Origin of the sequence: Streptomyces sp. NPDC093221 (genome assembly GCF_044753885.1) — a bacterium.
GTDB lineage: Bacteria > Actinomycetota > Actinomycetes > Streptomycetales > Streptomycetaceae > Actinacidiphila.
Genome location: NZ_JBIVOA010000014.1, coordinates 60,650 through 82,379, shown reverse-complemented (window position 1 = coordinate 82,379; position 21,730 = coordinate 60,650). Strand labels below are relative to the sequence as shown.

Genomic DNA, 21,730 nt, shown 5'->3' with positions numbered 1-21,730 from the left:
GAAAACCGGCCCCAGCGGGGCAGTTGCGGTTGTTTTCGGGCTGACAGCCCGGTGGGGGCTGGTCGCGCAGTTCCCCGCGCCCCTAAAGACAAGGCCCTGCGCAAGGTGGACGCCGGGGGGGCGCCCCCGAGAGCAGCGGCCTGCGCCAGGTGGGCGCACGGGGGGCGCGGCTGGAAACAGGGGCCTGCGCAGGGCGAAGGTACGGGGGGCGATACCCGTTGGCGTTCGGCGTCGTTGAGTACGGAGAGGTACCGGCGACGACAGGCGGCAACGACTCATGGCGAAGCCACAACTGGCCGGGGGCCGCCAAGGACCCGCAGAACTCGGGCCGTTGCTCGAAACGACCCGCGCGGCCCTCGCGGAAGGCGCGGCGACCCGCGGCGGCCCCCTGCCCAGCGGAGGCCCCGCCGCGGTGGCGGCGCGGCTGGCCCGGACGGGCCCGCCGCTGCCCCGCACCGGCACCGGAGCGGAAGAAGCCCTGCGCACACTGGTGCGCGCCGTCGCGGAGGGCGCCGCCGACCCGGCGGAACCGGGCTGCGTCGCGCATCTGCACTGCCCGCCCCTGGCCATGGCCGCGGCGGCCGACTTCGCCGCGTCCGTACTGAACCCGTCCATGGACTCCTGGGACCAGGCCCCGGCCGCCACGGCGTTGGAGGCCCGCGTCACGGCGGCACTGGCGGCCCTGGTGTACCCCGGCCACGACGCTCCCGACGCGCTGGTCACGACCGGCGGCACGGAGTCGAACCAGCTCGCGCTGTTGCTGGCCAGGGAGCGTGCGGCGCGTGCGGGCCGCCGCCCGGTGCAGGTGGTGTGCGGGTCGAACGCGCACCACAGCGTGGCCCGCGCGACCTGGCTGCTCGGCCTGCCCCGTCCGGTGGTGCTCGCCACACCCGGCGGCGTACTGGACCCGGCGGCCGTGGAGTCCGTCCTGCGCGGCCTCGCGCCGCACGTGCTGCTGGTCGCGACCGCGGGCACCACGGACACCGGTGCGATCGACGCGCTGCCCGCGCTGGCAGCCGCCGCCGCCCGGCACGACGCCGAGTTGCACGTGGACGCCGCGTACGGCGGCCCGTTGCTGTTCAGCGACCGCGAAGCGGCCAAGCTCGCGGGCCTCGACCAGGCCGTCTCGGTCACCGTCGACCTGCACAAGCTCGGCTGGCAGCCGGTCGCCGCGGGCCTGCTGGTCGTACCCGACGCCGCCGCGCTGCGCCCGCTCGACCACCGCGCCGACTATCTGAACGCGGCCGACGACACCGAGGCAGGGCTGCCCGACCTGCTGGGCCGTTCGCTGCGCACCAGCCGCCGCCCCGACGTCCTGAAGATCGCCGTCACCCTGCGGGCGCTCGGCCGCGAGGGGATGGGGCAGCTGGTCGACGCCGTCTGCGCGTCGGCCCGTGAGCTGGCGGAGCGGATCGAACGCCACCCGGACCTGACGCTGTACGCGCACCCCGCCATCAGCACCGTGCTGTTCCGGCCGCGCGGCGCCACCGACGAGGCGATCGCCGCGCTGCGCCGCCGCCTGCTGTACGACGGCCGGGCGGTGCTGGGCCGCGCCCACGTCGGCGGGCGGCTGTGGCTCAAGGCGACGCTGCTCAACCCGTACCTCACCGCGGCCGACCTCGACGCGCTCGTCGCCCTGGCCGCCGAGCCCACGGAGCCCACGGAGCCCGCTGCGCCCACGGAGCCCGCTGCGCCCGCCGAGTCCGCCGAGCCACCGGCCCCCGAGGCCCGCTTGCCGCACCCGACACCTCCCCTGACCACGGAAGGCACCACCCCCCGATGACGCCCTCGCACGACGACGCCTCGCACGAGGCCCGCGGAACGGCGCGACCAGCCGGCGCCCCGGCCCCCGCGCCGGTCCCCCACCCGACGACGGTTCCCGCACAGGCGCAAGGACCCGACCGCGCCCCGGCCCCCGCCGCGCCCCCCGCCGAATCGCAGCCGCCCCCCTTCGACCTGCTCGGCATCGGCATCGGCCCGTTCAACCTCTCGCTCGCCGCCCTCGCCGACGGCGTGCCCGACCTCACCGCCGCCTTCTACGACCAGCGGTCCTCCTTCCAGTGGCACCCCGGTCTGCTGATCGACGGCGCCACCCTCCAAGTCCCCTTCCTGGCCGACCTGGTGACCCTCGCGGACCCCGCGAGCCGCTGGTCCTTCCTGAGCTGGCTCAAGACCCGCGAGCGGCTGTTCCCCTTCTACTTCGCCGAGCGCTTCCATGTGCACCGCGCCGAATACGACGCCTACTGCCGGTGGGCCGCCGAGGGGCTGCCCAGTACGCACTTCGGGCAGCAGGTCGACGCCGTGCGCTGGAACGCGGAGCGCGGCCACTTCGAGATCGACCACACGCACCTGGACGAGCACGGCGAGGCGGAGGCGCTGGGCCGCACGTACGCCCGGCACCTGGTGGTGGGGATCGGCACGGCCCCTTACGTACCGGAGCCGCTGCGCCCGCTCGCGCAGGCGCCGACCGTACCCGTCGTGCACTCCGCGGACTACGTCAAGCAGCGCGAACGGCTGCTGGACGCCGAGCACATCACCGTCGTCGGCTCCGGACAGTCCGGCGCCGAGATCTTCCTCGACCTCCTGCGGGCGCGTCCCGCCGGCCGGGAGCGGCTGACGTGGCTGGCGCGTACGCCCGCCTTCGCGCCGATGGAGTACAGCAAGCTGGGCCTCGAACACTTCACCCCGGACTACACGCGGTACTTCCACGGTCTGCCGGAGCCGGTGCGCGACCGACTGGTGCCGCGGCAGTGGCAGTTGCACAAGGGCATCGACGACGCCACGATCACCGCGATCCACGACGAGCTGTACCGCCGTACGCTCGACGGCGGCTGGCCGGACGCGGTGCTGACGCCCGGCGTCACCGTGCGGACCGCGGGCCGGATCGGCACCCAGAGCATCGAACTGCACCTGGAACACGTCGAACAGGGCACCCGTACCCGGCTGATGACCGACGCGGTGGTGCTGGCGACCGGCTACCGGGAGCGCCCGCTCGACCAGTTGCTCGCGCCGCTCGACCCGTACCTGAAGCGGGACTCCGCCAACCGGCCGCGGATCGACGCGCGGCACCGGCTGGAGCTGGACCGGGCGGTCACCGGCCGGATCTACGTGCAGAACGCGGAGCGGCACAGCCACGGGATCGGCGCGCCCGACCTGGGCCTGGCGGCCTGGCGCTCCGCGGTCATCCTCAACGACCTGACCGGCCTCCTGACCGGCGCGGAGCACTACCCGCTGCCGGCCAGGACGGCCTTCACCACCTTCGGTCTCGACGGCGCCGCCGCCAGTGACGTCCCTACGCGAACAGCGGCACTCCGGCGCGGGTGAGGCGCCACTCGTCGCCGCCGAACGTCGTCGGGTCGATCGTGCCGTGCGCCTGCACCCAGGCGATGATCGTGTTGCGGATCTCGTCCGAGTTGGACCACACCGACTGGGCGGTGGCCACGTGCGGGTAGTTGCTGCCGCCGCCGGAGCGGTAGTTGTTGACCGCGAGCACGAACCGCGCGGCCGGGTCGACCGGCGCGCCGCCGTGCGTGAGGTTGACGATCCGGGAGCCGACCGGCTGCGCGATGTCGATGTCGTACGACACGCCGCTGAGGATGTCGTAGCTGTAGTCGGGGGTGTTGTTGGCGTTGGTGATCTTGGTGACGTCGACGGGCGCGTCCGGCGCGGTCTGCGCGTAGTACGCCGCCGACCACTCCAGGTAGTCCTTGACCTGGGCGCCGGTGAGCAGCTTGGCGTCCAGGGTGTTCTCGTAGACGTACAGCCCCGCCACGTCGCGCAGCGAGACCTGCCCCGCCGGGATCGCGGCGGTGCGGGAGAACGGCGACGCCTCGGAGAGCACCGGCAGGTCGGCGTACGCGGTACCGGCGAGCGCCGCCTTCACCGTGTCGGCCTGCACCAGGTTGAGGAAGTCGATGATCGGCGTGTCCTTGTACGTGGACTCGGCCGCGGACATCGTCGCGGTGCAGGTGCCGATGATCTGGTTGACGTACGCGACGACCTTGTTGTGCTCGTCGCGCACCAGCTTGGCGACGACCGGGTCCTCGGCGACGGTGTTGGCGTTGCGCACCTCGGCCTTGACGGAGGTGACCTCCCACCGGCCGCGGCTGAACTCCAGGTCGATGTCGAAGACGCTCAGCCGCATGCCCCACATCAGGGGCTCGGACAGCACGACGGTCTTGCCGGTCTTCTCGTTGACGACGAGCGTCTGCGGGCGCTCGACGTGGGTGTGGCCGACCAGGATCGCGTCGATGCCGGGCACCTGCCGGGCCACCAGCGAGGAGGCGTTCTCCGGGTACGGGATCGCGTCGCCGTACGAGGTGCTGCCGTCCAGGCCGGAGTGGTCGGTGCAGATCACCACGTCGCAGCCGAGGGCGCGGAGCTTGGGCACGTAGATCTTCGCCTGCTCGACCAGGCCGGGGAAGGCCATCTTGCCCTGCACGTTGGCCTTGTCCCAGATGGCGATGCCGGGGTTGGTCAGGCCGAGGACGCCGACCTTGACCGGGGGGCCGCCCTGGACGCGGATCTCCTTGACCAGGTAGGGCGGGAAGGCGGGCTTGAGGGTCTTGGCGTCCACCGCGTTGGCGGCGAGCAGCGGGAAGTCGCACTGGTCCTGGAAGGCGCGCAGCAGCGGGATGCCGTAGTTGAACTCGTGGTTGCCCAGCGCCGCCGCGTCGTACTTCATGTGGTTCATGGCCAGCGCCATCGGGTGCTTGGGGCCGCGGCGGGCACCGGTGATCGGCTCGACCCGCGCGTAGTAGTACGAGAGCTGCGTGCCCTGGATGATGTCGCCCGCGTCGATCAGCAGCGTGCGGTCGTGGCCCTTCTCGGCGCGGGCGTGCGCGACGAGGGTGGAGACCTTGGCGAGGCCGATGTCGTTGTGGGTCGCGTCGTCGTACTCGGCGTTCGTGAAGTAGTCCCAGTTCAGGGCGTGTCCGTGCAGGTCGGTGGTGCCCAGCACCCGCAGGCTGAACGTCTTGGGCTTCCCGTGGCCGTGTCCGTGGTGCCGGTCGGCGGCCTCCGCGGGGCTCGCCCCCACGACCGCCCCGGCGGTGCCCGCGAGCGCCACGCCCGCCCCCGTGGCGGCCGAGCGGTTGATGAAGTCCCTGCGGTTGAGCGCCATCTGTCGTCTCCTCGTTCCCGTCTGCTCCCGGTGCGGGAACAACGCGCGTAGATTCTGCACCGCCCGCCCCACCCGGCGACACCCCCCACACGTAACCGGAAGATGTCCCGCGCGTGACACGCACGGTGCGGCCGACGCGCGATTCCGGGCGCGTAAGACGTGCTCAGCGGGTGCGGGGGTGACAGGAGTGCTCATCGGAGCGGGGGGCCGCACACTTCGACACTTGTCAACAAGCGTTAATCCAGACGTCGTTGGGCAGTTGCCGTGAGCGTGTTCCCTACCAACGAGTAGGTCATACTCTCGACACATGCGCCGAGCCAAAATTGTCTGCACACTGGGCCCCGCCACCGACTCCTACGACCAGATCAAAGCACTGGTCGAGGCCGGAATGGACGTGGCACGACTGAATCTGAGCCATGGAGCGTACGCGGAGCACGAGGACCGCTACCGACGAGTCCGCAAAGCCGCGGACGAGACCGGTCGCAGCGTGGGCATCATGGTTGACCTTCAGGGCCCGAAGATCAGGCTCGGACGTTTCGCCGAAGGACCTGTACTACTCGAACGCGGCGACGAGTTCACGATCACCGTGGACGACATCGAGGGCGACCAGCAGATCTGCGGGACGACGTACAAGGGACTGTCCGCGGACGTCGCCCGCGGCGAGCGCATCCTGGTGGACGACGGGCGCGTCACCCTGGAGGTCACCGACGTCGAGGGACCGCGGGTGCACACCATGGTCATCGAGGGCGGGATGGTCTCCGACAACAAGGGGCTGAATCTCCCCGGTGTCGCCGTGTCGGTGCCCGCGCTGTCCGACAAGGACATCAGGGACCTGCGCTGGGGCCTGCGGATCGGCGCCGACATCATCGCGCTGTCCTTCGTCCGCACCGGCCGGGACGTCGAGGACGTGCTGCGGATCATGGCCGAGGAGGGCCGCCGGGTCCCGGTGATCGCCAAGGTCGAGAAGCCGCAGGCGGTCGACGCCCTCGAAGGGATCGTCGACGCGTTCGACGGGATCATGGTCGCGCGCGGCGACCTCGGCGTCGAGATGCCGCTGGAAGCCGTCCCGATGGTGCAGAAGCGCGCGATCACGCTCGCCAAGCGCAACGCGAAGCCGGTCATCGTCGCCACCCAGATGCTCGACTCGATGATCGACAACTCCCGCCCCACCCGCGCAGAGGCCAGCGACGTCGCCAACGCCGTGATGGACGGCACCGACGCGGTGATGCTCTCCGGCGAGACCAGCGTCGGCAAGTATCCGATCGAGACCGTCAAGACGATGTCGCGGATCGTGTCCGCGGCCGAGGACGCGGTGCTCGCCACCGGCCTGCCGCCGCTCACCGACCAGAACAAGCCCCGTACCCAGGGCGGCGCCGTGGCCCGCGCCGCCGCCGAGATGGGCGACTTCCTCGGCGCCCGCTTCCTGGTCGCCTTCACCCAGTCCGGCGACACCGTCCGCCGGCTGTCCCGCTACCGCTCGCCGATCCCCCTGCTCGCCTTCACCCCGGAGCCGGCGACCCGCTCGCAGTTGAATCTGACCTGGGGAGTGGAGACCTTCCTCGGCCCGATGGTGCAGACCACCGACGAGATGGTCCAACAGGTGGACGAGCAGCTGCTGCGGATCGGCCGCTGCAAGAAGGGCGACATCGTGGTGATCACGGCCGGTTCGCCCCCCGGTATGCCGGGCACCACCAACATGGTCCGGGTCCACCACATCGGCGAGGACGATTCGCCGAAATCCTGACCTGTACGGCGCGGATTCACCCGCCGCGCCCATCACGCCCCGTTCGGCATTCGCCGGGCGGGGCGTCGTCGTCGGCCGCCTTTGCCGCCGATTTCGGCAGCGGCAATGGCGGGGCCTTTGGCCGGCGAATCGAAAAACTTAACGCTATGTAACGCGAACGCAATACGGAATCAGGGCGGTACTCCGACAGGTGCTTACCCTCTGAATCTCCTGACATTCCTGCCGCGGTCACATCGCCTCCCGGCCGCCCCCAAGTCCCCTACCCTTGGCCGGAAGTGCGCGTTCTCATCATGCGGACGCCGGAGCAAAGCACCCAAATCCCTCCGCCAACCTCAGCAGAACCTCAAGAGTTTCCTTCCGGCATAACAAGACAGTCACACTCTTCCCTTCACCTCTGCCTGACTCAGCTCCACGCGCCTAGAGTCACGGCCAGTCACCGCGCCTCCGGATTTGTCAGTTCGGGTTCCAGCGCGCGACTCGGCGTCTCATCAGAGACGGCCGCGCCAGGGGAAAGGACTGATCGTGCGACACCGTTCCTTGCTTGTACTGACCGCCGTACTCACCACTGGAGCCCTCACCCTCACCGCCTGCGGATCGCGGAGCGACGACAAGAAGGGCAGCGGGGACAGCAGCGGCGCCGCCAAGACGACCGTTGTCATCGGTGTCGACGCTCCGCTTACCGGGCAGAACTCGGCCACCGGCCTCGGCATCCAGTACGGCGTGCAGATCGCTGTCGACGACGCCAACAAGAACAACCTCGTCCCCGGGGTGACCTTCAAGATCAAGGCCCTGGACGACAAGGCGCTGCCCGCCACCGGCCAGCAGAACGCCACGGCCCTGGTCGCGGACAGCAGCGTGATCGCCGCCGTCGGCCCGCTGAACTCCGGCGTCGCCCAGTCCATGCAGCAGGTGTTCACCACCGCGAACATGGTCGAGATCTCGCCGTCCAACACCAACCCCACCCTGACCCAGGGCAAGGACTGGAACACCGGCACCAAGGTCCGGCCGTTCAAGACCTACTTCCGTACCGCCACCACCGACGCCCTCCAGGGCGGCTTCGCGGCGGACTACGCCTACAACACCCTGAAGAAGACCAACGCCTTCGTGGTGGACGACAAGCAGACCTACGGCGCGGGTCTCGCGGGCATCTTCAAGGACAAGTTCGGGTCCCTCGGTGGCAAGATCGCCGGCACCGACCACGTCAACACCGGTGACAACGACTTCTCCACGCTCGTCACCAAGATCAAGAACGCCAAGGCCGACATGGTCTACTACGGCGGCCAGTACGACGAGTCGGAGCAGCTCACCAAGCAGCTCAAGGCGGCCGGCGTGAAGATCCCGCTCATGGGCGGCGACGGCATGTTCTCCGACACCTACATCAAGACCGCGGGTGCGGCCTCGGAAGGCGACCTCGCCACCTCCGTCGGCGTCCCGGTCACCACGCTCCCGGCGGCCAAGGACTTCATCGCCACGTACAAGGCGAAGAACTACCCCGGTGACTACGGCACCTACGGCGGCTACTCGTACGACGCCGCCACCGCGATCATCAAGGGCGTCAAGGCCGTCATGGACGCCAACGGCGGCAAACTCCCCGCCATGGCCGACGCCCGCTCCAAGCTCGTCGACGCCGTCCAGAAGAGCGACTTCGACGGCATCGCCGGGCACGTCTCCTTCGACCAGTACGGCGACACCACCAACAAGCAGCTCACCGTCTACCAGGTCAAGAGCGGCAAGTGGGAGGCCGTGAAGAGCGGCACCTACAGCGGCTGACCGACTCCGTAGCACCCAGGGCCGCGCGGCTGGTCACCCCGACCGCGCGGCCCCCCGCTTACCCCCCGGCGTACCTTCCCCCCTGCTCCCTCAGTGACATGGAGGCCATGCGGTGCACACCCTGCCGCAACAGCTGGCCAACGGGCTGTTCATCGGCTCGATGTACGGGCTCATCGCCATCGGCTACACGATGGTGTACGGCATCGTCCAGCTCATCAACTTCGCCCACGGCGAGATCTACATGACCGGAGCCTTCGGCGCGCTCGCGGTCTGGACGAATCTCCCCGACAGCACGTCCATCTGGCTCGCACTGCCCCTGATGCTGCTCGGCGGCGCCATCGTGTCCGTGCTCATCGCCGTGGCCGCGGAGCGATTCGCGTACCGGCCACTGCGCGGCGCACCACGGCTGGCACCACTGATCACCGCCATCGGCCTCTCCCTCGCACTTCAGCAGGCGATCTTCCTCTGGTACCCGGGCGCCGACAACGCCAAGAGCTTCCCGCAACTGCCCGGCGGCCCCTTCCACGTGGGATCGATCAACATCCAGAGCGGTGACATCTTCCTGGTCTCCGCCGCCGTGATCTGCATGGTCGGCCTCGCCGCCTTCGTCCGCACCAGCCGCACCGGCCGCGCCATGCAGGCCACCGCGCAGGACTCGGACACCGCCCAGCTCATGGGCATCGACACCAACCGCATCATCGTCATCGCCTTCGCCATCGGCGGCTTCTTCGCCGCCGTCGCCGGACTCGCCTCCGGCCTCAAGTACGGCCAGGTCAAGTACGACATCGGCTTCCAGGCCGGACTCAAGGCGTTCACCGCGGCCGTTCTCGGCGGCATCGGCAACATCTACGGCGCCATGCTCGGCGGCCTCGTCCTCGGCATCGCCGAGTCCTGCGCCTCCGCCTACATCTCCAACATCCCCGGCATGCAGCAGCTCGGCGGCGGAAGCTGGGCGAACGTCTGGGCCTTCGTGCTCCTCATCGTCGTCCTGCTCGTCCGGCCGCAAGGTCTGCTCGGCGAGCGCGTCGCGGACAGGGCGTGACACCGATGACCGACATCCCCGTAAGCGCCGCGGAGTCCATCGCCGTCGACACCGCGAAACCGGCCGGACGCAGGGTCGCCCCCTTCGTACCGCTGCCGCGGACCGCCGCCCAGGCGGTCACCCTCGTCGGCGCCGTGGCGACCATCGCCTCCACCTTCATGTCCTGGACGTACACCACCGAGTTCCCCGGCGACCTCACCGTCTCCGGCTACCCCGGCGGTCTCCAGGTCCTCACCCTGGTCGGCGCCATCGTCACCGGCCTGTTCGCGCTCGGCGCCTTCGGCCTCAAGGGCCTGCGCTGGCTCACCCCCAACCGCTCCAACAACCCGGTGCTGCTGCTCGCCCTCGGCACCCTGGGCACCACCTGGTACACGGTGATCGCCATCGCCGAGAAGCTCGGCGGTCTGGCCAACCTCGACCCCGGCGGCTTCGTCGCCGCGATCGGCAGCCTGGTCCTGGTGATCGGCGCCCTCGCACTGCCGATCCACCGGCACCCGCGGGAGACCCACGACACCGAGTACTTCGAACTCGGCCGCTTCTCCACGGTCGGCCCGGTCGTCGGCACGTACAAGTGGCTGCGCGAACTGCGCCCCCACCACAGCGATCTCCCGGTCGCCGACCCGACGAAGCTGCCCGGCTGGGTCCAGCGGCTGATCATCACCGTGGCCGCCGCGATCGGCCTCGAGGTCTTCACCTACGGCCTCGCCACCGGCTACACCGAGATCTTCCTCGGCTTCCTGATCGTCGTGGTCTTCACCATCTGGGCGCTGAGCGCGGCCGGTCTGCTCCGGCAGTTCTCCGGACTCACCGCCGCCCACCGCTCGTTCGCCAACACGATGGGCTTCCTGGCCGCGCTGGCCTACCCCTTCGCGCAGAACGACGAGCACTACGCCAACCTCGGCGTCAACATCCTGATCTTCGGCACCGTCGCCCTCGGCCTCAACATCGTCGTCGGCCTCACCGGCCTGCTCGACCTCGGTTACGTCGCCTTCCTCGGCGTCGGCGCGTACGCCGCCGCCCTGGTCTCCGGCTCGCCGTTCTCGATCTGGTCCGGCGTCCAGTTCCCGTTCTGGGCCGCCGCCCTCACCGGCATGGCCGCCTCACTGGTCTTCGGCGTCCTCATCGGCGCCCCCACCCTGCGGCTGCGCGGCGACTACCTGGCCATCGTCACGCTCGGCTTCGGTGAGATCTTCCGCATCGTCGTCAACAGCCTCGACGGCGTATCGGGCCCGAAGGTCACCAACGGCCCCAACGGCATCTCGCAGATCCCCGACCTGTCGATCTTCGGGTACAACCTCGGCGCCTCGCACGACATCGGCTCCGTCACCCTCGGCCGGTTCGCCAACTACTACCTGCTGATGCTGCTGATCACGGTCATCGTGGTGCTGATCTTCACCCGCGCCGCCGACTCCCGGATCGGCCGCGCCTGGGTCGCCATCCGCGAGGACGAGACCGCCGCCACCGCCATGGGCATCAACGGCTTCCGGGTCAAGCTGATCGCCTTCGCCCTCGGCGCCTCGCTCGCCGGACTCGCGGGCACCGTCAGCGCCCACGTCACGTACAACGTGGTGCCCAACCCGTACCAGTTCGCGGGCGCCGCCCCGCCCAACTCGGCCTTCCTGCTCGCCGCCGTCGTCCTCGGCGGCATGGGTACGGTCAGCGGCCCGATCCTCGGCGCGGCGCTGCTCTACCTGCTCCCCGAGAAGCTCGGCTTCCTGGAGCGGTACGAACTCTTCGCGTTCGGCCTCGCCCTGATCCTGATCATGCGCTTCCGGCCCGAGGGCATCATTCCCAACCGGCGCCGCCAGCTCGAATTCCACCAGGACGAAGTGCTCATCCCCGAGCAACGCCCGCTCGGCGACGACACCGTCCCGGCCAGCCCGGCAGGGGCGTGAGAGACACATGACCATCATCAGCCAAGAGCAGCCGACCCCGGCAGCGGCCTCCGACGGCGGCCCGCTGCTCCAGGCCAGCGGCGTCGTCATGCGGTTCGGCGGCCTCACCGCCGTCCGCGACGTCGACCTCACCGTCAACAGCGGTGAGATCGTCGGACTGATCGGCCCCAACGGCGCCGGGAAGACCACCTTCTTCAACTGCCTCACCGGCCTGTACGTCCCCACCGAGGGCAAGGTCACCTACCGAGGCGAGGTGCTGCCGCCCAAACCGCACCTGGTCACCCAGGCCGGACTCGCCCGCACCTTCCAGAACATCCGGCTCTTCTCCAACATGACCGTGCTGGAGAACGTGCTGGTCGGCAGGCACACCAGGACCCGCGAGGGACTGCTGTCCGCCCTCATCCGCGGCCCCGGCTACCACAAGGCCGAAGCCCGGTCGCGGGCGCGGGCCATGGAGATCCTGGAGTTCATCGGCCTGGCCGGCAAGGCCGACCACCTCTCGCGCAACCTCCCCTACGGCGAGCAGCGCAAGCTGGAGATCGCCCGCGCGCTGGCCAGCGAGCCCGGCCTGCTGCTGCTGGACGAGCCCACGGCCGGTATGAACCCGCAGGAGACCAGGGCCACCGAGGAGTTGGTCTTCGCCATCCGCGACCAGGGCATCGCCGTCCTGGTCATCGAGCACGACATGCGGTTCATCTTCAACCTGTGCGACCGCGTCGCCGTCCTCGTCCAGGGCGAGAAACTGGTCGAGGGCACCTCCGACGTGGTCCAGCAGGACGAACGGGTCATCGCGGCCTACCTCGGTGAACCCTTCGAAGGCGCGCCCACCGGTGAGGGCGACGCCGCAGTGGAAGCGGCCGCGGCCGAAGCCGGGGCCGAGGAGCAGGAGAACGACCGATGACCGCACTGCTCGAAGTCGAGGACCTCCGGGTCGCCTACGGCAAGATCGAGGCCGTCAAGGGCATCTCGTTCACCGTCGAGGCGGGCCAGATCGTCACCCTGATCGGCACCAACGGCGCGGGCAAGACCACCACGCTGCGCACCCTCAGCGGGCTGCTCAAGCCGATCGGCGGCCGGGTCAGCTTCGACGGCAAGGTGCTCACCCGCGTCCCGGCGCACCGGATCGTCGCCCTGGGCCTGGCGCACTCCCCGGAGGGCCGGCACATCTTCCCCCGGCTCACCATCGAGCAGAATCTCCAGCTCGGCGCCTTCCTCCGCAAGGACACGGCGGCCATCGCCAAGGACATCCAGCGCGCCTACGACCTCTTCCCGATCCTCGGGGAGCGCCGCAGGCAGGCCGCGGGCACGCTGTCCGGCGGCGAGCAGCAGATGCTCGCCATGGGCCGCGCGCTGATGTCGCAGCCCAAGCTGCTCATGCTCGACGAGCCCTCGATGGGTCTGTCGCCGATCATGATGCAGAAGATCATGACGACCATCGTGGAGCTGAAGGCCCAGGGCACCACGATCCTGCTGGTCGAGCAGAACGCGCAGGCCGCGCTCTCGCTCGCCGACCAGGCCCATGTGATGGAGATCGGCACGATCAAGCTCTCCGGCACCGGCCAGGACCTGCTGCACGACGACGGCGTCCGCAAGACGTACCTCGGCGAGGACTGAGGCTCGTCCGACCGGGCCCGGAACACGGCGCAGGGCCCGCACCCCGACCGGGGTGCGGGCCCTGCGCCGTGTCCCGTCCGCGGGCGCCTACTTCTCGGAGACCTCTTCGATCACGGCCTGCGCGACCGCCTGCATCGACATCCGGCGGTCCATCGACGTCTTCTGGATCCAGCGGAAGGCGGCGGGCTCGGTCAGCCCGTACTTGGTCTGGAGGACACTCTTGGCCCGGTCGACCAGCTTGCGGGTCTCCAGCCGCAACGACAGGTCGGCGATCTCCGCCTCCAGCGCCTTCAGCTCCTGGAACCGGCTCACCGCCATCTCGATCGCGGGCACCAGATCGCTCTTGCTGAACGGCTTCACCAGATACGCCATCGCGCCCGCGTCCCTGGCCCGCTCCACCAGCTCGCGCTGCGAGAACGCGGTCAGCATCAGCACCGGCGCGATCTTGTCCGCGGCGATCCGCTCGGCCGCCGAGATCCCGTCGAGCACCGGCATCTTCACGTCCAGGATCACCAGATCGGGACGCTGCTCCTCGGCGAGCTTCACCGCGGTCTCGCCGTCCCCGGCCTCCCCGACGACGGAGTAGCCCTCCTCCTCCAGCATCTCCTTGAGGTCGAGGCGGATCAGCGCCTCGTCCTCGGCGATGACCACGCGGGTCGTCAGGGGAGGGACGTGGGACTTCGACTGCTCGTCGTCGAGCGGGGCGGCGGACTCGTCGGGCGCGCTCACGGTGCTCCTCGTATCAGGCGGGGTACTGCACACCTGAGCCTACCTAGCTGCGACGGCGCGCACCTACACGGTACGCTGTGCACGCGACCTGGCCGGGTTGGCGGAATGGCATACGCGGATGTCTCAAACACATCTGTCCGAAAGGGCGTGCGGGTTCGAATCCCGCACCCGGCACCTCTGAAATCCCCCCGTATCCCCTCAGTTCGCCGGGGGAGCGGTCGTGCCCGTGGGAGTCGCCGGGCGCAGCATGCAGGTCAGCCGGGCCGTACAGACCCGCTTGTCCGCCTCGTCCGTGATGACGATCTCATAGGTCGCCGAGGAGCGGCCCCGGTGGACCGGGGTCGCGGTGCCGGTGACGAGACCGGAGCGCAGACCGCGGTGGTGGGTGGCGTTGAGGTCCACGCCGACGGCCATCTTGCTGGGACCGCCGTGCAGCATCGCGCCGACCGAGCCGAGGGTCTCGGCGAGCACCGCGGACGCGCCGCCGTGCAGCAGCCCCATCGGCTGGGTGTTGCCCTCGACGGGCATCGTGCCGACCACCTTCTCCGGCGCCGCCTCCAGGATCAGGATGCCCATCCGCTCACCCAGGTGACCGCCGGAGAACAGACCCCGCAGATCGACGCCGAGCCCGGCGTACTGCTCCAGGATCTCCGGCGGGAAGTAGGTGGTGGTCCGCTCGCCCATGGGGTGGTGCTCCGATCGTCCTCGTCCGGCCTGATCCGGTGTGCCCGTACGCGTTTTTCCGTGTACTGATCAGTTTTCTACCGGACGGCCCGCGTCGGCCGTGCGTCGGGGGGCGTCCGCCGCGGTCCGCTCCAGCCGGATGACCACCGACTTCGAGGCGGGGGTGTTGCTGGTGTCCGCGGTGTGGTCGAGGGGGACCAGCACATTGGTCTCCGGGTAGTACGCCGCCGCGCACCCGCGCGGGGTCGGGTAGTGCACGACCCGGAAGCCCTCCGCGCGCCGCTCCGTGCCGTCCTTCCACTCGCCGACCAGGTCGGCGTAGTCGCCGTCGGCCAGACCGTTGGCCGCGGCGTCCTCGGGGTGCAGCAGGACGACGCGGCGGCCGTTCTTGATGCCGCGGTAGCGGTCGTCCAGACCGTAGATGGTGGTGTTGTACTGGTCGTGCGAGCGCAGCGTCTGGAGCAGCAGCCGCCCCTCGGGCACCGCCGGGTACTCGACGGCCGCGGCCGTGAAGTTGGCCTTGCCCGTCGCGGTGGGGAAGGTGCGGCTGTCGCGCGGGGCGTGCGGCAGCGTGAAGCCGCCCGGGCGCCGCACCTTGGCGTTGAAGTCCGCGAAGCCGGGGACGACCCGCGAGATACGGTCGCGGATCGCGTCGTAGTCCCGCTCGAAGTCCGCCCACGGCACCACGCTCCGGTCGCCGAAGACGGCGCGGGCCAGCCGGGTCACGATCGCGGGCTCCGACAGCAGATGCGGCGAGGCCGGGTCCAGGCCGCCGCGCGAGGCGTGCACCATGCCCATCGAGTCCTCGACGGTGACGAACTGCGGGCCGCCCGCCTGCCGGTCCTTCTCGGTACGGCCCAGCGTCGGCAGGATCAGCGCGCGGGCGCCGGTGACGGCGTGCGAACGGTTCAGCTTGGTCGACACATGGACGGTCAGCCGCGCCTTGCGCATCGCGGCCTCCGTGACGTCGGTGTCGGGGGACGCGGCGACGAAGTTGCCGCCCATCGCGAAGAACACCTTCGCCGTCCCGTCGCGCAGCGCCCGGATCGCGCGCACCACGTCGAAGCCGTGCTCGCGCGGCGGCGCGAAGCCGAACTCCTTCTCCAGCGCGTCCAGGAACGCCGCCGGGGGCCGCTCGAAGATGCCCATCGTCCGGTCGCCCTGCACATTGCTGTGCCCGCGCACCGGGCAGACCCCGGCGCCGGGGCGGCCGATGTTGCCGCCCAGCAGCAGGAAGTTGACCACCTCGCGGATGGTCGGCACCGCGTGCTTGTGCTGGGTCAGGCCCATCGCCCAGCACACCACGACGCTCTTGGCGTCCAGCACCAGGGCGAACAGCCTGTCGATCTCGGCCCGCGCCAGACCGGTGGCGCGCTCCACCTCGTCCCAGTCGGTGGCGAGCGCGGCGGCCTCGTACTCCGCGAAGCCGTGGGTGTGCTCCGCGATGAAGTCGCGGTCCAGCGCGCCGGCCTCGATCAGCAGCCGGCCCAGCGCGCGGAACAGCGCCTGGTCGCCGCCGAGCCTGATCTGGAGGAACAGATCGGTCAGCACGGTGCCGGAACCGGCGAGACCCGAGGCGTTCTGCGGATTCTTGAACCGCTCGAGACCCGCCTCCGGAAGCGGGTTGACCGACACGATCGTCGCCCCGCCCTGCTTGGCCTTCTCCAGCGCGGACAGCATCCGCGGGTGGTTGGTGCCCGGATTCTGCCCGGCGACGATGATCAGGTCCGACCGGTACAGATCCTCCAGCAGCACACTGCCCTTGCCGACGCCCAGCGTCTCGGTCAGCGCGGAACCCGACGACTCGTGGCACATGTTGGAGCAGTCCGGCAGATTGTTGGTGCCCAGCTCGCGGGCGAAGAGCTGGAAGAGGAACGCCGCCTCGTTGCTGGTGCGGCCCGAGGTGTAGAAGACCGCCTCGTCCGGGGTGTCCAGGGCGGTCAGTTCGTCCGCGACGATCGAGAAGGCCCGCTCCCACGGCACCGCCTCGTAGTGGTCGGCGCCCTCCGCCAGATACATCGGCTGCGTGATCCGGCCCTGCTGGCCCAGCCAGTAGCCGCTGCGCCGCGCGAGGTCGGAGACCGGGTGCGCGGCGAAGAAGTCCGGGGTCACCCGGCGCAGCGTCGCCTCCTCGGCGACCGCCTTCGCGCCGTTCTCGCAGAATTCGGCGACATGCCGGTGGTCCGGCTCGGGCCAGGCGCAGCCCGGACAGTCGAAGCCGCCCTTCTGGTTGACCTTCAGCAGCGTCAACGTGGCCCGCCGCACCCCCATCTGCTGCCCGGCCATCTTGACCGTGTGCCCGATGGCGGGCAGCCCCGCCGCACTGTGCTTGGGCGCGGAGACCTGCGGAGCGTCCTGGACGGGGTCACCTGAAGGGGGCTTCTTTGCCATACGTCCTTTGTACCGCCTTTGCGCGGCGGGGGAGCCGGCGGGCGGCGCCCGGCTTGATCGGCCCGCCGAGCCGCCCGCCCGGCTCCCGGCCCCGCCGCCCCCCGCACGGCGTGCCCCCGGCGGGAGGCGTCCTTCGTTGTCGTACCCGCGTGGGAGGATCGGAGACGTGGCAGACAACGCATCCGCATCGAAGACGACCGACCGCCCCCGCCTGCTGCTGCTGGACGGGCACTCGCTGGCGTACCGGGCGTTCTACGCGCTGCCCGTGGAGAACTTCAACACCGCCACGGGCCAGCCGACGAACGCGATCTACGGCTTCACGTCCATGCTGGCGAACACGCTGCGTGACGAGCGGCCGACGCACCTGGCCGTCGCCTTCGACGTCTCCCGCAAGACCTGGCGGTTCGACGAGTTCCCCGAGTACAAGGCGAACCGCTCGAAGACGCCGGACGAGTTCCGCAGCCAGGTCGAGCTGATCGGCGAGCTGCTGGACGCGATGGGCGTCAGCCGCTTCGCGGTCGAGGGCTTCGAGGCGGACGACGTGATCGCCACGCTCGCCACCCAGGCGGAAGCGCTCGGTTACGAGGTGCTGATCGTCACCGGCGACCGGGACTCGTTCCAGTTGGTCACCGAGAACGTGACGGTGCTCTACCCCACCAAGGGCGTCTCCGAGCTGACCCGCTACACCCCGGAGAAGGTCGAGGAGAAGTACGGCCTGACGCCCCAGCAGTACCCGGACTTCGCGGCGCTGCGCGGCGACCCGTCGGACAATCTGCCCGGCATCCCCGGCGTCGGTGAGAAGACGGCGGCCAAGTGGATCACGCAGTTCGGGTCGTTCGCCGACCTGGTCGAGCGGGCCGACGAGGTCAAGGGCAAGGCCGGTGAGAATCTGCGGGCGCACCTGGACGCGGTGAAGCTCAACCGGCGGCTGACCGAGATGGTGCGCGACGTGAGCCTGCCCTCGGGCCCCGAGGGCCTGGCCAGGGAGCCGTACGACAGGACGGCCCTGGTCGGCGTGCTGGACGTGCTGGAATTCCGCAACTCCAACTTCCGGGAGCGGCTGTTCGCCGTCGATCCCGGCGCCGAGCAGGAAGAGGCGGAGATCGCCGAGGGCGTCGCCGTGGAGGGTACCGTGCTCGCCGCGGGCGACCTGCCCGGCTGGCTCGACGAGCACGGCGGCGCGCCGCTCGGCCTGGCCAGCGTCGACACCTGGGCGCTGGGCAGCGGCAGCGTCACCCAGATCGCGCTCGCCTCACCGGAGGTGGCCGCCTGGTTCGACCCCGCGGAGCTGGACGAGGCGGACGAGAAGTCCTTCGCCGCCTGGATCGCCGACCCCGCCCGCCCCAAGGTGCTGCACAACGCGAAGAACGTCGAGCGGGTCTTCGCCGAGCACGGCTGGAGCGTCGCCGGGGTGACGATGTGCACGGCCCTGGCCGCGTATCTCATCAAGCCCGGCCGCCGCTCCTTCGCGCTCGACGTGCTGTCGGTGGAGTACCTGGGCCGCGAGCTGGCCCCGGCCGACGCCGCGGGCGGACAGCTCGCCTTCGGCGAGGAGGGCGAGGACGAGGGCGCCGCCGCGGCCGACGCGCTGATGGTGCAGGCCCGTACCGTCCTCGACCTCGCCGAGGTCTTCGGCGAGCGGCTGCCCGAGGTCGGCGCCACCGAACTGCTGCACGAGGTCGAACTGCCCACCTCGGCGCTGCTGGCCCGGATGGAACGCTCCGGGATCGCCGCCGACCGGGCCCATCTCGAAGGTCTGGAACAGCAGTTCGCCGCGGCCGTGCAGCACGCGGTCGGCGAGGCGCACGCCTCGGTCGGCCACGAGTTCAACCTCGGCTCGCCCAAGCAGCTCCAGGAAGTCCTCTTCGGCGAGCTGGGCCTGCCCAAGACCAAGAAGACCAAGACCGGTTACACCACGGACGCCGACGCGCTGGCCTGGCTGGCCGCGCAGACCGAGCACGAACTGCCGGTCATCATGCTGCGCCACCGGGAGCAGGCCAAGCTCCGGGTCACCGTCGAGGGCCTGGTCAAGACGATCGCCCCGGACGGACGCATCCACACCACCTTCAGCCAGACCGTCGCGGCCACCGGACGCCTGTCGTCCACCGACCCCAACCTGCAGAATGTGCCGGTCCGCACCGACGAGGGCCGGGCCATCCGCCGCGGCTTCGTCGTCGGCGAGGGCTACGAATCGCTGCTGACCGCCGACTACAGCCAGATCGAACTGCGCGTGATGGCCCACCTGTCGCAGGACGAGGGCCTGATCGCCGCCTTCGCCTCCGGCGAGGATCTGCACACCACCGTCGGCTCCCAGGTCTTCGGCGTCGCACGGGACGCGGTGGACGCCGAGATGCGCCGCAAGATCAAGGCGATGTCGTACGGGCTGGCGTACGGCCTGTCCGCCTTCGGCCTGTCCCAGCAGCTCAACATCGAGGCCGCGGAGGCGCGCGGGCTGATGGAGACGTACTTCGAGCGATTCGGCGGCGTGCGGGACTATCTGCACCGGGTGGTCGAGGAGGCCAGGAACACCGGCTACACGGAGACGCTGCTCGGCCGCCGCCGCTACCTGCCCGACCTCAACAGCGACAACCGGCAGCGTCGTGAGATGGCCGAGCGGATGGCGCTCAACGCGCCGATCCAGGGCTCGGCCGCCGACATCGTGAAGATCGCGATGCTCAAGGTCGACCAGGCGCTCACCGACGAGAAGCTGGAGTCGCGGATACTGCTCCAGGTGCACGACGAAATCGTGCTGGAGGTCGCGCCCGGCGAGCGGAAGAAGGTCGAGACGCTGGTCCGCCGCGAGATGGCGGGCGCGTATCCGCTGCGCGCCGCGCTGGACGTGTCGGTCGGCGACGGCACCGACTGGGAGTCGGCCGCGCACTGACCCCACCCCGCCGCCCGCGCGAGTCTGTGACCGGGCTGTGTGAACGAGTCGCGACCCCTCGGTGAAAGGTCCGCCGAGGGGCCGGAAACCTCGGCGGATTGCCGGTATTTGCCCCGGATCGCGTCTTCCCCGACTGTGGTCGGGGGGCTGAAGTTGCCGTAGGGTCAATCGAGTTGTGGCGCGGCCACGCGCCCATCTCGCACCTGGGGAGGACCGCGGACATGTCAGCGCGGCGGTACGGCCGAAGGCTACGCAGGGGAGCGGCGGGTACGGCGGTCGCCGCCGCCGCGATGGCGGCGCTGGGCGCCTCGCAGGCGCCGGGACTCATCCCGGTGGCGCACGCCGCCGCGCGGCAGACGACCACCGTGGCCCCGCCGCCCGGCCCCGCGATCGACGGCGGTTCGCCGTACATCACCGATGTGCCGCCGCTGAACACCCCGACGGACCTCACGAATCCGACCGCCACGCCCTCCGGCGGCCCGGTCGTCACCCCGCTGCCGTCCGGCGGCTCGCTGCCCGCGACCGTCCTGGACGCCTACCGGCGCGCCGAGGCGAGCGTCGCCGCGAGCAACCCCGGCTGCCACCTGCCGTGGCAACTGCTCGCCGCCATCGGCCAGGTGGAGTCCGGCCAGGCCCGCGGCGGCGCCGTGGACGCCAAGGGGACGACGTACACCCCGATCCTCGGCCCGGTGCTCGACGGCAACGGCTTCGCGAACATCAGCGACACCGACGGCGGACGCTACGACGGCGACCCGGTCCACGACCGCGCGGTCGGCCCGATGCAGTTCATCCCCTCGACGTGGGCGAACTGGGGCGCGGACGGCAACGGCGACGGGGTCGCCGACCCCGACAACGTGTACGACGCCGCGCTGGCCGCCGCCCACTACCTGTGCGCCGACGGCCGCGACCTGGCCGTACCGCGGGACATGGACCGCGCGATCCTCGGCTACAACCACTCGCAGGCCTACCTCGACCTGGTGAAGTCCTGGTACGAGCACTTCCGGCAGGGCGACGCGGTCTCCGTGCCCGACCGCCCGGGCACACCGGGCGCGGGCGCGCCGCCGTTCGCCAACACCCCGCGGCCGTCGACCAGTCCGTCCGCGTCGGCGCCCGGCGGCACACCGTCGCCCTCGCCGTCCGGCACCCACCCGAGCGGCGGCATCGTCCCGCCGACCGCGGGCACCCCGTCGACCGGCCCCGGCAAGACCCCGCCGCCGTCGTCGCCGACCGGCACCCCCACGGGAACTCCGACCGGCACGCCGACGGACACCCCGACGACCCCCGGCTGCCCGACGCAGTCCCCGTCGCCCTCGCCGACCGACAGCGCGAGCCCCAGCCCGACCGCGACGCCGACTCCCACGGACACCCCCGGCACGCCCGACCCCTGCGCCACCGACACCCCGACGCCGACGGACACCCCCACCCCCAGCGGTGAGGCGACCGCCAGCGCGGCCACGGGCGCCGCCGTCACCGCGAAGCCGTAACCCGCGACGGGGCATTCCCCGACACGGCACCCCCGGCGCCCCGCGCGCCGGCAACACTCCCACGCACCGGGGACGTTCAGGCGAAAGCCTCACGAACGTCCCCGGTGAAACGTGTTCTCATCTCACCTCCCGGTTGCTACGGTGCCCCGGCCCCGGCCGACGACCGCGTCGGCCCGTGCCCGAGGGAGGTCCGGCCATGCGCGCTCTCGCCGCGGCGGCGATCGGACTCGCCGCCGCCCTCGCCCTGGTCTTCACCGTCACCGCGATCGGCGCGCCCGCGGGTCACACCTCGCCGAAACCCCTGCTGACCACGGTCCCCAGCCACCCCTGAGCCGGTCATACCTGAGCCGGTCACCTCTGAGCCGTCTGGA

15 protein-coding genes and 1 tRNA gene are annotated in these 21,730 nt (G+C 70.7%); 12 read left to right on the top strand and 4 right to left on the bottom strand.

Annotated features, from left to right (window positions below):
* Positions 1-277 precede the first annotated feature (277 nt).
* Together ACIQCJ_RS34390 and ACIQCJ_RS34385 are read left to right on the top strand one after the other, a co-directional pair.
* Complete coding sequence (locus tag ACIQCJ_RS34390) at positions 278-1,783, top strand: pyridoxal phosphate-dependent decarboxylase family protein (RefSeq protein WP_402713749.1); 1,506 nt, start codon at positions 278-280, stop codon at positions 1,781-1,783.
* Positions 1,780-3,324: a lysine N(6)-hydroxylase/L-ornithine N(5)-oxygenase family protein gene (locus ACIQCJ_RS34385; protein ID WP_402713747.1), complete on the top strand. Its 1,545-nt coding sequence runs from the start codon at positions 1,780-1,782 to the stop codon at positions 3,322-3,324. Before ACIQCJ_RS34390 ends, ACIQCJ_RS34385 begins: the two co-directional genes overlap by 4 nt.
* On the opposite strand, the gene ACIQCJ_RS34380 is transcribed toward ACIQCJ_RS34385, so the two are convergent.
* Positions 3,293-5,122, bottom strand: a complete 1,830-nt coding sequence (locus tag ACIQCJ_RS34380) for a bifunctional metallophosphatase/5'-nucleotidase (protein WP_402713745.1) — start codon at positions 5,120-5,122, stop codon at positions 3,293-3,295. The two genes, ACIQCJ_RS34385 and ACIQCJ_RS34380, sit on opposite strands and share 32 nt — an antisense overlap.
* Positions 5,123-5,429: 307 nt before the next feature.
* Here ACIQCJ_RS34380 and pyk point away from each other — a divergent pair, with 307 nt between their 5' ends.
* From pyk to ACIQCJ_RS34350, 6 genes are all read left to right on the top strand, one after another.
* On the top strand, positions 5,430-6,866 hold the full coding sequence (gene pyk, locus ACIQCJ_RS34375; protein ID WP_355333972.1) for a pyruvate kinase: 1,437 nt from the start codon (positions 5,430-5,432) through the stop codon (positions 6,864-6,866).
* 522 nt (positions 6,867-7,388) lie between these two features.
* Positions 7,389-8,636 carry a branched-chain amino acid ABC transporter substrate-binding protein gene (locus tag ACIQCJ_RS34370; RefSeq protein ID WP_355333970.1) on the top strand — a complete coding sequence of 416 codons (1,248 nt, stop codon included), beginning with the start codon at positions 7,389-7,391 and terminating at the stop codon, positions 8,634-8,636.
* A gap of 112 nt (positions 8,637-8,748) precedes the next feature.
* Positions 8,749-9,678: a branched-chain amino acid ABC transporter permease gene (locus ACIQCJ_RS34365; RefSeq protein WP_355333968.1), complete on the top strand. Its 930-nt coding sequence runs from the start codon at positions 8,749-8,751 to the stop codon at positions 9,676-9,678.
* 5 nt (positions 9,679-9,683) lie between these two features.
* Positions 9,684-11,573 carry a branched-chain amino acid ABC transporter permease gene (locus ACIQCJ_RS34360; protein WP_355333965.1) on the top strand — a complete coding sequence of 630 codons (1,890 nt, stop codon included), beginning with the start codon at positions 9,684-9,686 and terminating at the stop codon, positions 11,571-11,573.
* A gap of 7 nt (positions 11,574-11,580) precedes the next feature.
* Entirely contained in the window at positions 11,581-12,474 is an 894-nt protein-coding gene (locus ACIQCJ_RS34355) for an ABC transporter ATP-binding protein (RefSeq protein WP_355333963.1), read from the top strand.
* Positions 12,471-13,187: an ABC transporter ATP-binding protein gene (locus tag ACIQCJ_RS34350; protein ID WP_188282943.1), complete on the top strand. Its 717-nt coding sequence runs from the start codon at positions 12,471-12,473 to the stop codon at positions 13,185-13,187. The genes ACIQCJ_RS34355 and ACIQCJ_RS34350 overlap by 4 nt, the downstream gene beginning before the upstream one ends.
* An 87-nt stretch (positions 13,188-13,274) precedes the next feature.
* Here ACIQCJ_RS34350 and ACIQCJ_RS34345 read toward each other — a convergent pair whose 3' ends face one another.
* A complete protein-coding gene (locus ACIQCJ_RS34345) occupies positions 13,275-13,916 on the bottom strand; it encodes a response regulator (RefSeq protein WP_355333958.1) in 642 nt (213 codons plus the stop codon).
* A gap of 91 nt (positions 13,917-14,007) precedes the next feature.
* On the opposite strand from ACIQCJ_RS34345, the gene ACIQCJ_RS34340 reads away from it, so the two are divergent.
* Positions 14,008-14,090, top strand: a tRNA-Leu gene (locus ACIQCJ_RS34340).
* Positions 14,091-14,114: 24 nt separating this feature from the next.
* Here the strand turns inward: ACIQCJ_RS34340 and ACIQCJ_RS34335 are convergent.
* Together ACIQCJ_RS34335 and ACIQCJ_RS34330 are read right to left on the bottom strand one after the other, a co-directional pair.
* Positions 14,115-14,600, bottom strand: a complete 486-nt coding sequence (locus ACIQCJ_RS34335) for a PaaI family thioesterase (protein ID WP_402713741.1) — start codon at positions 14,598-14,600, stop codon at positions 14,115-14,117.
* A gap of 69 nt (positions 14,601-14,669) precedes the next feature.
* Positions 14,670-16,991, bottom strand: a complete 2,322-nt coding sequence (locus ACIQCJ_RS34330) for an FdhF/YdeP family oxidoreductase (RefSeq protein WP_402713739.1) — start codon at positions 16,989-16,991, stop codon at positions 14,670-14,672.
* 166 nt (positions 16,992-17,157) lie between these two features.
* Between ACIQCJ_RS34330 and polA the strand changes: the two genes are divergently transcribed.
* The 3 genes from polA to ACIQCJ_RS34315 all read left to right on the top strand — a co-directional run bounded on the left by polA (position 17,158) and on the right by ACIQCJ_RS34315 (position 21,690).
* Positions 17,158-19,875: a DNA polymerase I gene (polA, locus tag ACIQCJ_RS34325; protein ID WP_355333953.1), complete on the top strand. Its 2,718-nt coding sequence runs from the start codon at positions 17,158-17,160 to the stop codon at positions 19,873-19,875.
* A gap of 290 nt (positions 19,876-20,165) precedes the next feature.
* On the top strand, positions 20,166-21,359 hold the full coding sequence (locus tag ACIQCJ_RS34320; protein ID WP_402713736.1) for a lytic murein transglycosylase: 1,194 nt from the start codon (positions 20,166-20,168) through the stop codon (positions 21,357-21,359).
* 196 nt (positions 21,360-21,555) lie between these two features.
* A complete protein-coding gene (locus ACIQCJ_RS34315; RefSeq protein ID WP_188282936.1) occupies positions 21,556-21,690 on the top strand; it encodes an SPW_0924 family protein in 135 nt (44 codons plus the stop codon).
* Positions 21,691-21,730: the final 40 nt, after the last annotated feature.

Coding starts and splice junctions, on each gene's coding strand:
- ACIQCJ_RS34390 (WP_402713749.1), top strand. CDS start 278: ATGGCGAAGCCACAACTGGCCGGGGGCCGCCAAGGACCCGCAGAACTC.
- ACIQCJ_RS34385 (WP_402713747.1), top strand. CDS start 1,780: ATGACGCCCTCGCACGACGACGCCTCGCACGAGGCCCGCGGAACGGCG.
- ACIQCJ_RS34380 (WP_402713745.1), bottom strand. CDS start 5,122: ATGGCGCTCAACCGCAGGGACTTCATCAACCGCTCGGCCGCCACGGGG.
- pyk (WP_355333972.1), top strand. CDS start 5,430: ATGCGCCGAGCCAAAATTGTCTGCACACTGGGCCCCGCCACCGACTCC.
- ACIQCJ_RS34360 (WP_355333965.1), top strand. CDS start 9,684: ATGACCGACATCCCCGTAAGCGCCGCGGAGTCCATCGCCGTCGACACC.
- ACIQCJ_RS34355 (WP_355333963.1), top strand. CDS start 11,581: ATGACCATCATCAGCCAAGAGCAGCCGACCCCGGCAGCGGCCTCCGAC.
- ACIQCJ_RS34350 (WP_188282943.1), top strand. CDS start 12,471: ATGACCGCACTGCTCGAAGTCGAGGACCTCCGGGTCGCCTACGGCAAG.
- ACIQCJ_RS34335 (WP_402713741.1), bottom strand. CDS start 14,600: ATGGGCGAGCGGACCACCACCTACTTCCCGCCGGAGATCCTGGAGCAG.
- ACIQCJ_RS34330 (WP_402713739.1), bottom strand. CDS start 16,991: ATGGCAAAGAAGCCCCCTTCAGGTGACCCCGTCCAGGACGCTCCGCAG.
- ACIQCJ_RS34320 (WP_402713736.1), top strand. CDS start 20,166: ATGGCGGCGCTGGGCGCCTCGCAGGCGCCGGGACTCATCCCGGTGGCG.
- ACIQCJ_RS34315 (WP_188282936.1), top strand. CDS start 21,556: ATGCGCGCTCTCGCCGCGGCGGCGATCGGACTCGCCGCCGCCCTCGCC.